The organism is Sphingomonas sp. Ant H11 (genome assembly GCF_000797515.1).
GTDB lineage: Bacteria > Pseudomonadota > Alphaproteobacteria > Sphingomonadales > Sphingomonadaceae > Sphingomonas.
The window spans coordinates 1-11119 of the sequence record NZ_JSBN01000147.1 but is presented as its reverse complement, the minus strand read 5'-3'; the positions used below and the strand labels follow the sequence as shown (position 1 = coordinate 11119).

The following is an 11119-nucleotide window of genomic DNA, read 5'->3' as shown; positions in this document are numbered from 1 at the left end:
GCGGCGGGGGTGGCGGAGCGGCGTTCGAGCCGCTTCGCCAGCGCACGGGCGACGACGTAGAAGGTGGGGGTGAAGAGCAAGCCGAAGCCGGTCACGCCGATCATTCCGAAGAACACCGCCGTGCCGAGCGCCTGGCGCAGTTCGGCACCGGCCCCCTTGGCAATCACCAGCGGCACGGCACCCAGGATGAAGGCGAAGCTGGTCATCAGGATCGGGCGCAACCGGTCCCGCGCGGCGCGGACGGCGGCTTCGACCGGCGACAGGCCGTCTTGCTCCTCGGCCTGCTTGGCGAATTCGACCACGAGGATTGCGTTCTTGGCGGCAAGCGCGATCAGCACGACGAGGCCGATTTGCGTGAGCACATTATTGTCCATGCCGCGCAGGTTCACCCCGGTCATCGCTGCGAGCAGGCACATCGGCACGATCAGGATGATCGCGAGCGGCAGCGTCAGGCTCTCATATTGCGCGGCGAGCACGAGGAAGACGAACAGCACTGCCATCGCGAAGACGAGGCCCGCCGTGCTGCCGGCCGATTTCTGCTGGAAGGCAATGCCGGTCCATTCATGCGCGTAGCCGGTGGGCAAGGTGCTATCGGCAAGCTTCTCCATCGCGACCAGCGACTGGCCCGAGGACGAGCCCTTGGCGGTGTCGCCATCGACCTCGACCGCAGGGAACAGATTGTAGCGCACGACGCGATACGGCCCGGTCTTGTCGCGGAAGGTGGAGACCGATCCGATCGGCACCATCTCGCCGGTGTTCGAGCGGGTCTTGAGGTTGGCGATGTCCGCGGTGGTGTTGCGGAACGGCGCGTCGGCTTGCGCGGTGACGCGGTAGGTGCGCCCCAAAAGGTTGAAATCATTGACGAAGGCCGAGCCGAGATAGACTTGCAACGCCTCGAACACACGCTCCGGGGGCACGCCCAGCATGTTCGCCTTGGTACGATCGACATCGGCGAAGATGCGCGGGGTGGCGGTATCGAAGAAGGTATAGACTTGGGCGAGGCCCTTGGTCTGGTTGGCCTGTCCGATCAGGCCATAAGCGGTCTTGCCCATTTCGGGATAGCCATGCCCCTGCAGATCCTGCACCATCATGCGATAGCCACCGGCCGAGCCGATCCCCTGGATCAGCGGGGGCGGCACGATCAGCAGCCGCGCTTCGTTGATGTCGGCGGTGGCTTTCTGCGCCTCGGCCATGATCCCGGCAAAGGTGACGCCGAGTTTTTGGCGTTCCTCGAAGCTTTTCAGCGGGATATAGGCGGCGGCGCTGTTGGGGGCGAGCGTTTGCGACGGGCCGTCAAACCCGGCCAGCATGACCGCGCCCTTGACGCCTGCGAGCGGCAGGATGCGCTTGGCGACCTTTTGCATCACGGCATCGGTACGCTCGACCGAGGAGCCGGGCGGCAGCTGGATAACGGTCAGGAAGTAGCCCTGATCCTGCGCGGGCACGAAGCCCGAGGGGGTGACGGTGAAGACGAAGGCGGTGAGCGCGATCAGCGCGCCATATGCCAGCATCATCTTGCGCGGCGCGGTGACGAGACGGTGGGTGAGGGTGCCATACGCCACGCTCATCCGCTCGAAACCGCGGTTGAAGCGGTCCCCTGCAGTGCGGACGAAGCGCGTGATGCGGCCACCCGAATCCGCCGGGGCGTGGGGCTTGAGCAGCATCGCCGCGAGTGCGGGCGACAGTGTGAGCGAGAGCAGCAGCGAGATGACCGTCGCGGTCGAGATCGTCACCGCGAACTGGCGGTAGAAGGCGCCCGATAGGCCGGTGAGGAACACGGTCGGGATGAACACCGCGCACAGCACCAGCACGATCGCGACGAGCGCGCCCGACACTTCGTCCATCGACTTGCGCGCTGCCTCCAATGGAGAAAGCCCGTGTTCGAGGTTGCGCTCGACATTCTCGACCACGACGATCGCGTCATCGACGACGATGCCGATCGCCAGCACCAGCCCGAACAGCGAGAGGTTGTTGAGCGAGTATCCGACCGCCGCCAGCACCGCGAAGGTGCCGATCAGCGAGACCGGGATTGCCACGATCGGGATGATCGCCGCGCGCCATTTCTGCAGGAAGACGAGGATGACCAGGACGACGAGGATCATCGCCTCGATCAGCGTGTGCTTCACCGCGTCGATCGACTGGGCGATGAACTCGGTCGGGTTGTAGATGACGCGGTAGGCGAGGCCCTTGGGGAATTTCTTCGACATCGCCTCCATCTCGGCAGAAACGGCCTGCGCGGCGGCGAGTGCGTTGGAGCCGGGACGCTGGAACACCGCGGCGATGACGGTTGGCTTGCCGCTGATATAGGTGTTGGCACCATAATCCTGCGCGCCGAGTTCGACGCGGGCGACATCCGATACCTTGACCTGGCGGCCGTCCTTGTCGGTGCGGATCACCACATCGGCGAATTGCTTGGGGTCGGTCAGGCGACCTTGCGTCTCGACGTTGAGCTGGAAGGCGTTGCCGGTCGCGTAAGGCGGTTGGCCGAGCGTGCCGGCGGCGACCTGGACGTTCTGCGCGCGCAGGGCGGCGACGATTTCGCCTGCGGTCAGATCGAGCGCGGCGGCGCGACCGGGGTCGATCCAGATGCGCATCGAATAATCGCGCGCGCCGAACAATTGCACGTCGCCGACGCCGTCGATGCGGCTGAGGCGGTCGCGCACCTGCGTTAGCGCGTAATTGGAGATGTAGCCGCGATCGAGCGAGCCGTCGGGCGAGACCAGGTTGACCACCATCAGGAAGTCGGGGCTGGTCTTGCGCGTGACGACGCCCAGGCGCTGCACCTCCTCGGGCAGGCGCGGCACCGCGACCGCGACGCGGTTCTGCACCAGCACCTGCGCGGCATCGAGGTTGGTGCCGATCTTGAAGGTGACGGTGATCGTCAATTTGCCGTCGCCAGTCGATTGCGACGACTGGTACAGCATGTTGTCGACGCCGTTGATTTCCTGCTCGATCGGCGCGGCGACGGTTTCCGCGACCGTCTCGGCCGAGGCACCGGGATAGACCGCGCTGACGGTGACGGTCGGCGGCACGATGTCGGGATATTGCGACACCGGCAGGCCGAGATAGGCGATCAGCCCGACGATGGTGATGACCACCGCGATGACCCCGGCGAAGATCGGCCGGGTGATGAAGAAGCGCGAGAAGCGCATGGTGCATGTTCCTAAACGGCGGCCACACCCCATCCCACCCCGGCGAACGCCGGGGCCCAGGCGAGGAACGGCAGTGATGAATCGGTCTGCTATTCGGCTGGGGTCGTTTTCAAACCGCGCCCCCGACCCGTTCGGGCTGAGCTTGTCGAAGCCTTCCTCTCCACGGGAGCGGGCGTCCGCTTGGAGAGGTGCCCTTCGACAGGCTCAGGGCAAACGGGGGAAGGGTGCGTGCGTTGGAAACCATCCTCGCAATCTTCTTAATGCCCGGACAAAGTCGCCTCGCCCGCGATCGGCTGCGCCGTGGGTGCTGCCGTATCCGCCGACGCCACGATCTTGCCGACGGTGGGCGCGACCTTGGCACCGGGCATCGCCATTTGCGTGCCCTTGATGATGATCCGGTCGGTCGGGCCAACCCCGGAGCGGATCACCCGCATCCCGTCGACCACTGCGCCCAGCATCACCGGCTTGGGCGTGACGACATTGTTGGCATCCACCGTCAGCAGGATTTTCCGCGCCTGGTCGGTCTGCACCGCATCGTCGGGGACGAGCAAAGCAGGCTTGGTCCCGGCACTGGCGAGCCGCATGTTGCCGAACATGCCGGGCGTCAGGAACAGGCCCGGATTGGCCAGTACCGCACGCCCGCGGATCGTGCCCGAATGCGTGTCGAGGCCGTTATCGGTAAAGTCGAGCTTGCCCTTCCAGCGGTGGCTGGTCTCGTCCTGCAACTGGATCTCGACCGCCGGTGCCGCAGCACCCGGTTGCCGCGCACGCTGCGTCTTGAGGAACAACGCCTCCGACCCGTCGAAGGTGAAGTAGATCGGGTCGAGCGCGTTGATCGTCGTCAGCACCGTGCCGCCAGTGCCTTCGCCGCCCGCGACCTGATTGCCCGGATCGACGCGGCGATCGGAGATGCGCCCGCCGATCGGCGCGCGAATCTGGGTGAAAGATACGTCGAGCGCGCGGGCGCGGACGCGGGCCTGCGCTGCCGCGAGCGCCGCTTGCGCCGCCTGGAGTTTGCCGCGCAGCGCATCGATTTCCCCGGCGGAAACCGCATCATCGGCAATCAGCCGCGTTGCACGCCCAAGATCGTTGCGCGCCAGCACCAGCGCGCTCTGTGCACTAGCCTCATTGGCGCGTGCCTCAGCCAACGCGGCGGCAAAGGGGCGGGAGTCGATCGTGAACAGCAACTGGCCCTGCTTCACGACTTCGCCGTCGCGGAAGTGGACGCCGGTTACTTCGCCCGCCACGCGCGGTCGCACTTCGACGGTCCGGCTTGGGGCAAAGCGGCCGACATAATCGTCCCATTCGCTGATCTCGCGCACCAGCGGGGTGGCGATGGTGACGGGCGCGGGCGGCGGCGCGGCGGCGACCGCATCGGAATGATCGAACAGCTTCACGCCGATCACACCGGCAATGGCGATCGGCACGATGATGGCGGTGCGTTTCTGCCAGCGAGTCCACCGCTTTACAGGCGGATGCGACGCGTCGGGAACGACATTTTGGGTGGTATCGATGGGGGCAATCATATTCATGCGGCGATCCTCTGGTCGGTCCGGCCGACGCGCATGCCCGTCACGCTGGTGACGAGCGTTTCCATCTGCGCTTCGCTGAAGCCGACGGAATGGAAATGATGGATTTCGGACATGGGCAGCGCGAACCCGCGATGGCGGGCCAGCACCGCCGCGCGGCGCAACGCCTCGAGCTTGGGGTCGGCCAGCCGTGAGGACGGGCCGCGCCCGAACAGGCTACCCAGCGCACGCGACATGCGGCCGGGTTCGGTCAGGCTGGCGAGCGTGTCGCGCTGGGCGAGCGCGATGACGCTCCATTCGAGTGCGGAGAAGCCCTCCTGCGGGGTCGTCGCGGCATCGTCGGTCGACGTGGTGACGGGGCCAGCGAACATTGAATCGATATCCAGATAAGCCATGAAAAATCCCCCTTTTGGGTCTTTGGCAATCCTGTGGGCGAACAGCCCCGAGCGGGAACGAGCGGTCGTCCCGGCAAAACTGTTTTCAAGCGTGCAAAACCTGGGCAGCAAGCGCGCGGCGCTCCTGTCGACCAGCTATAAAAAGTGGAACGCCAGTCGGTCGAACCGCTGACGGATCAATCAGATGAGTGCGACGGACATTGGCGGAGACCCTTTTTCCGACACCGGCTCCACATCAGGCCCCGGTTTGAATACCATTTGGTATATAAAGCGGTTGTGCAGTGCGTCAACCGCTTTCTGTACCGGTCGGAATATTTATTCCGGTCCTTACTGTGTCGGCCAGACCGCCATGCTGGTTTCGACCAGTTGCGACAGTTCTTCGCAGGTGGCGCCCGACCCCCCTTGAATCGCCAGACCCTGGAGGATCGCGAACAAATAGCGCGTCAGCGCGGCCGGGGTCATCCCGTCGGGCAATTCGCCCGCCGCCTGGGCCTGTTCGAAGCGCGCGATCAAGGCGGCTTCCGAAGAGGCCCGGCGCTTGACGACTTCGGCCTTGATCGGTTCGGCCTCGGCTCCGCAGGTGGCCGAACTGATGACTCCGAGGCAGCCCTTGGGGTCGCACGTACTCATCTGAATTTCGAGCGCTCCGCGAAACAGCCGCTCGGCCACGCCGCGTGCGGTCGGCGCTTCGAGTGCCGACTTCATATAGGCCAGTTTTTCGCGCTCGTAGAGGTCGAGTGCCTTGTGAAACAACGCTTCCTTATTGCCGAACGCCGCATAGAGGCTGGGCTTGGTGATGCCCATCGCGCTGGTCAATTCGGTCATCGACGCGGCTTCATAGCCATTGCGCCAGAACACCAGCAACGCCGCCGCCAACGCTTCGTCGAGGTCGAATTCGCGCGGGCGGCCTTTCGTGGCTGGGAGGGAACAAACGCTATTCATACCGAGCGGTATATAGGCCGCTGTCGCCAAAGGTCCAGTGTCGTGATTGTCCGAGGCACGCGACAGAGCCTTTGTGCCCCCTAGTCGGTAACGCGGCCGCGCAGCGACTTTACCGTCGAGCGCTTGGTCTTGCCCTCCATCCGCTTGGCCTTGGCGGCTTTGGAGGGCTTGGTGGGGCGGCGACGTTTGGGGACGATGGTCGCTTCGCGGATCAGCTCGATCAGGCGTTCGCGCACCTCCTGGCGGTTGAGCAATTGCGAACGTGCGCCTTCGCTGCGCAGCACCAGCACGCCGTCGCGCGTGAGGCGTGATCCTGCCAGCACCGCCAGCCGGTTCTTCACCGCATCGGGCAGCGATGGCGATGCGCCGACATCGAAGCGCAACAGCACGGCGCTGTCGGTGGTGTTGACGTGCTGGCCCCCCGGGCCCCCGGCGCGGGTGAAGGATTCCTGCAGCTCGTCGCTGTCGATGCTGATCGATCGGGTGACGGGAATGGCGACCATGTGCGTCCTCCTAAAACATGCGCACGCGTTGGTCGATTGGTTGCGGGCTTGTTCCGTCCCCCATGCTTCGCCAAATGGAGCGCGACGGAGATAGCGATGTACGATTTCACGATTTCGGCGGAGTCCAAGGCCGAGCTTTACCGGGACCTGCTCGCCGCGCTCGACGCGCTGACGGCGGGGGAGCCGGACGCGATTGCCAACATGGCCAATGTCGCGGCGCTGATCTGGCAATATCTGCCCGATCTCAACTGGGCGGGTTTCTATCGTCTGGTTGGCGGGGAACTCGTGGTGGGGCCGTTCCTCGGCAAGCCCGCCTGCATTCGCATCGCCATCGGCGACGGGGTGTGGCGGCACGGCGGCGGCGACGCTCCAGACGCAATTGGTGGAGGATGTCCACGCCTTTCCCGGCCACATCGCCTGCGATGCGGCGAGCCGGTCGGAACTGGTCGTGCCAATCGTTCATGACGGGCGTTTGATCGGCGTGCTCGATCTCGACAGCCCCACGCCCGCGCGCTTCGACGCTGCGGATGCGGCGGGGTGCGAAGCGCTGATGGCAGTGCTGGGACCACGTATCGCGGGGTGATCCGTTTCGGGACATACCCGAATGTGGCGGAAAACTGCGGAAAATGGTAGCTTGTCCGTTAATCATTTGGTGGCGTGCCTTTGGGCGGCGGCACCGCAACCGGAGAGTTTACCATGCGAACCCTAGCTCTTGCTGCCCTCACAATGGTTACTGCGTTCGGCGCGGGCGGGGCGGAAGCGCAGCGAATCGGGCAGGGTGGCGGTGCCGCCGGGGCCCCTTATCCGGTGCCATCCTATCCCGCACCGTCGATGCCGGCACCGCCACAGCAGATGCCGCCGGTGGCCTATCCCGGCCAAGCCGCGCCGCCGCAGTCCTATCCCGCACCTTCTTACCCGGGTCGCCCGCCGCAGCCGAGCGTGCCACGGCGCTGGGGTGGCAACAATGGCGGGCACTGGTCGGGTGGGAACAACGCACCCGGAGGCTGGAAGGCCTATCGCCGCCCGCATCGCGGCTATGCGTTGCCGCAATATTGGTTCTCGCCGAGCTTCTATATCGCCGATTACGGCAACTACGGCCTCGCCCCGCCGCCTGCGGGCTATAGCTGGCATCGCTATTATGACGACGCCGTGCTGGTCGATGGGCGCGGGCGCGTGTGGGATTCGGTGAACGGGCTCGATTGGGATGGCGCTGGCTATGGTCAGGGCGGATATGACGGTTATGCCAGCGGCTACAGCCAATCCTATGGCCCGTCTTACGGTTCCCAGCCTTACATTTCCCTGCCTCCGGTCGTGCAAAACCGCACCGTGACCACCTATTCGACCGGTGGTTATGTCCAGGGCGGCTATGCGGCGAGCGGCTATGCTTATGCTGGTCCGACGACGACCGTGGTGATCCAGGGCCCGCCGATCGTGACGACGACCACCACCACGACCGAATATATCGAGGAATCTCGGACCCGCTATGTCGCGGCGCGCCGGGTCTATCGCGCCGCGCCAAAGCGGCATTATCGTCCCGTGCGGCGGCCGAGCTGTGGCTGCCGCAAGGTCGAACAGCCGGTCCAGGGGAGCTAACGCGGTCGCTTAGCCGCGCGGTTCGGGGCCGGCAAAGGTCACCAGGCTTTCCGCCCCGTTCGCCGCGACCGCGCCGACCCCGACGAAATGGTCGTCGACGCTGATGTCCTTCAGCACCGTGCTGGTGGCGGAGGCGGGGACATCGGTGGATTTCTGCCAGTCCTGCGCGTCGTTGCGACGCCAGTGGATACGATAGGCGGCGGCACCCGCGACCGGTTTCCACTTCACTGTGGTGTCGAAGCTCAGTGCGCCCGCGACCGTCACGCCCTCCGGCGCGGCGGGGGCGGCGGCGAGGCGGCGGATGGTGGCGACGTTGATCGCGGTGACCTTGGCGAGATAGGGGAAATCCATCTTGTCGACGGTGTCGCCGTAAGCGATGCCGTTTTCCACACGGACGTCCTGGTGCTGCTGCGTCCAGTTTTCGGCCCCGACCGAGAAGCGGACCGCAGGATAGCCGAGTTTCAGGAACGGCTCATGGTCGCCGCCGCGCCCGAAGCGATCGGGGCGGCGATCGACGAACACGTCGAGCCCGCCGGGTAGCGTGCCGGCCACTCCATCGATCGCCTTGGCGAGGGCGCGCGACGGGCCGTCATCCTCGCCGCCATTGCCGCGCCGTGCCATTTGCGCGGGCAGGTCCTCGGTCGCGCGGATCCCTTCGGAAAAAGACGCGGACGCGGTCGGCGACGCGCACGCCATTCTGGCCCATCGTGTTGCCGACGATATCGTTGTTGAGCATCGCGGAGACGGTCCAGCCGCGCTGCTTGGCGGTTTCGGCCAGCAGGGTGCCGCCGAACAGCCCCTGTTCCTCACCCGAGAACACGGCATAGACGATCGTCGCGCGGAATTTTTCCTTGGACAGGATCCGCGCCGCTTCCAGCACCAGGGCGACGCCCGAGCCATCGTCATTCGCACCGGGGGCGTCGTGCGTGGCGTCCATCGCGTCGCTGACGCGGCTGTCGATATGCGCGCCGACGATGATCACGCGCTTGGGGTCGAGCCCTTGCTGGAAGCCGAGTACGTCGACCACGTTGACGCCGTTCGGCGCGCGCGCGTTGGTGAAGGTGCGCGCGATATTGGCGGCCGTAATGCAGCCGTCGCACGCATCGGCAATCCGCGTCATTTCGCCAGCAACCCACGCCCGCGCGGCACCGATGCCGCGCACCGGATCATCGGCGGAAGAGAGCGTGTGGCGCGTGCCGAAGCTGACGAGTTTTTCGACGGTGGCCTTCAGCCGTGCCGGGTCCGGGGCGGTATCCTGCGCGAAAGCGGGGGTGGTGAGCGTCGCGATGGCGAGCGCGGCTGCGGTGGGGAGGGAACGCATGGGCATATGGTGGCGGGATATCGGAAGCGACGCAAGTTGCTGTCCGCCGTCCCCATAAGGCGGGATTGGCGGGCTAGATGTTCGAGACGAACCAGATGACGAACGCGGCCACGCCAGCCAGGAAAGCCCAAAGCAGCAACCGGACGACCAGCGAATCGCGTGGAGCCACCTCGGTTGGCCACGGCAAGGTGAGCGCGCGCAGCGCCGCAACGAACGCGGCCGCCGCACCTGCGACGCGCACCCAGTCCAGTTCCACCCATTGCCGCGCCATGGCGACCGATTCGGCGTCTGACATCGTGTCCCGCGGGGAGGCGATGCCGTGATACCACAGCGCGGCATTCATCGGCCAAAAGGCGATGACGGTCAGCACGAGCAGCGCCAGAATGCCGAGCGACGGGACGCATAGCAGCCAGCGATAGCGCCACGGCGTCGTCCAGCCCGCCGCCAGCGCGCCGAACGCGGCAATCAGCATCGCTGCCGAAAAGGGGATGAAGAACACACCGGTATCGACTGGCCACGCTTTGCCATAGGGCATCATCGCCAGCGAATGCGGCGGATGGGCACTCCACGCCCCGGCAAGCACGATCAGATCGAAGAGCTTCGCGCCGAGCAAGGGGCCACCGACCAGCACCGCCAGCCACAGGAACGCTTTGGTGATATTCTCGCGACGGGTCATCTCCGACATCCCTATACCGTTCCGAAATCCCTGTACCGTGCTCGTTCGCGTCCGTTTAGCGATTTCGGGTGCGCCGGATCAGCTCAGCCGGTCGATCGCCTCGCGGTCGAGCGAGCCGGGGATGATCATCAGCGGGATGGTCAGGGCACCGGTGTCGGCTCCGGCGAAATGCGCCACCAGCGGGCCGGGCGCGCCGCTCGCCGCTGCCGCCAGCACCAGCGCGGCGATGTCGGGATTGGCAGCGATCATCTCGCGAATGACCTTGGGGCCATCACCCTGACGCACCGTGATCTGCGGCTTCAGGCCCGATTCCTCGATCAGGGCCCCCGCCGCTGCCGCCACCAGTCCCTCGGCATGGTGGCGTGCCTCTTCCTCGATCGTGGCCTGCACCCCGGCAAAGGCGGTAAATTCGGTGGGGGGGACGAGCGCCAGGATTTCCACCCCGCCGCCGGTCTTTACCGCGCGCCGCGCGGCAAAGCGCAAGGCGATGCTGCTTTCGGGCGTCTCGTCGATCACCACCAGATAAATGCGCATTGTCGCCCGCCCCCTGAAGCGATTGTCGCGCTTAAGTGGGGCGAACCGATGCGTCTGACAAGCAGTGGTCTTGACCGTTCGCGCATCGGGCGCGAGAGACGGGCGCTACGGATTCGGTTAGATGAGGACGCGTTGATGCCGGTCGAAATCAAAATGCCAGCTCTCTCCCCCACGATGGAGGAAGGCACGCTGGCGAAATGGCTGGTGAAAGAGGGCGATACGGTCAAATCCGGCGACCTGATGGCCGAGATCGAAACCGACAAGGCCACGATGGAATTCGAGGCGGTCGATGAAGGGGTGATCGGGAAGATCCTGGTGGCCGAAGGGACCGACAATGTGAAGGTCGGCACCGTCATCGCCACGCTGATCGCCGAGGGCGAAAGTGCAGATGCGGCACCCGCGCCGAAGGCTGCACCGGTCGCTGCGGCTCCCGTCGCTGCGCCAGCGCCGGAGGCGGCCAAGGCGGCCCCGGCG

Annotated in this window: 10 protein-coding genes and 1 pseudogene; 3 read left to right on the top strand and 8 right to left on the bottom strand. The window is 65.7% G+C overall.

What is annotated here, in order from left to right:
- The 5 genes from NW75_RS19775 to arfB form a co-directional block, all read right to left on the bottom strand.
- On the bottom strand, positions 1-3152 hold a 3152-nt coding region (locus NW75_RS19775), incomplete at its 3' end, for an efflux RND transporter permease subunit (protein WP_033967068.1).
- Between the two features lie 257 nt (positions 3153-3409).
- Complete coding sequence (locus NW75_RS19770; RefSeq protein ID WP_033967067.1) at positions 3410-4684, bottom strand: efflux RND transporter periplasmic adaptor subunit; 1275 nt, start codon at positions 4682-4684, stop codon at positions 3410-3412.
- A complete protein-coding gene (locus tag NW75_RS19765; protein WP_033967064.1) occupies positions 4681-5076 on the bottom strand; it encodes a hypothetical protein in 396 nt (131 codons plus the stop codon). The genes NW75_RS19770 and NW75_RS19765 overlap by 4 nt, the downstream gene beginning before the upstream one ends.
- Positions 5077-5403: 327 nt before the next feature.
- On the bottom strand, positions 5404-6018 hold the full coding sequence (locus NW75_RS19760; protein ID WP_033967062.1) for a TetR/AcrR family transcriptional regulator: 615 nt from the start codon (positions 6016-6018) through the stop codon (positions 5404-5406).
- A gap of 80 nt (positions 6019-6098) precedes the next feature.
- Positions 6099-6521 carry an alternative ribosome rescue aminoacyl-tRNA hydrolase ArfB gene (gene arfB, locus NW75_RS19755; protein WP_033967061.1) on the bottom strand — a complete coding sequence of 141 codons (423 nt, stop codon included), beginning with the start codon at positions 6519-6521 and terminating at the stop codon, positions 6099-6101.
- Between the two features lie 271 nt (positions 6522-6792).
- Between arfB and NW75_RS26970 the strand changes: the two genes are divergently transcribed.
- Together NW75_RS26970 and NW75_RS19745 are read left to right on the top strand one after the other, a co-directional pair.
- Positions 6793-7104 carry a GAF domain-containing protein gene (locus NW75_RS26970; protein WP_231565344.1) on the top strand — a complete coding sequence of 104 codons (312 nt, stop codon included), beginning with the start codon at positions 6793-6795 and terminating at the stop codon, positions 7102-7104.
- A 113-nt stretch (positions 7105-7217) separates the two neighbouring features.
- Entirely contained in the window at positions 7218-8114 is an 897-nt protein-coding gene (locus NW75_RS19745) for an RcnB family protein (RefSeq protein ID WP_033967069.1), read from the top strand.
- Positions 8115-8123: 9 nt separating this feature from the next.
- Here NW75_RS19745 and NW75_RS19740 read toward each other — a convergent pair.
- The 3 genes and pseudogenes from NW75_RS19740 to NW75_RS19730 form a co-directional block, all read right to left on the bottom strand.
- Positions 8124-9435: pseudogene (locus NW75_RS19740) on the bottom strand (M28 family metallopeptidase).
- A 73-nt stretch (positions 9436-9508) separates the two neighbouring features.
- Positions 9509-10111 (bottom strand): anthrone oxygenase family protein, encoded by a 603-nt coding sequence (locus NW75_RS19735; RefSeq protein ID WP_231565343.1) that lies wholly within the window; start codon positions 10109-10111, stop codon positions 9509-9511.
- 78 nt (positions 10112-10189) lie between these two features.
- Positions 10190-10645: a universal stress protein gene (locus NW75_RS19730; protein ID WP_033967059.1), complete on the bottom strand. Its 456-nt coding sequence runs from the start codon at positions 10643-10645 to the stop codon at positions 10190-10192.
- 135 nt (positions 10646-10780) lie between these two features.
- Here NW75_RS19730 and NW75_RS19725 point away from each other — a divergent pair.
- The coding region (locus tag NW75_RS19725) for a biotin/lipoyl-containing protein (protein ID WP_033967056.1) at positions 10781-11119 on the top strand (339 nt) is incomplete at its 3' end.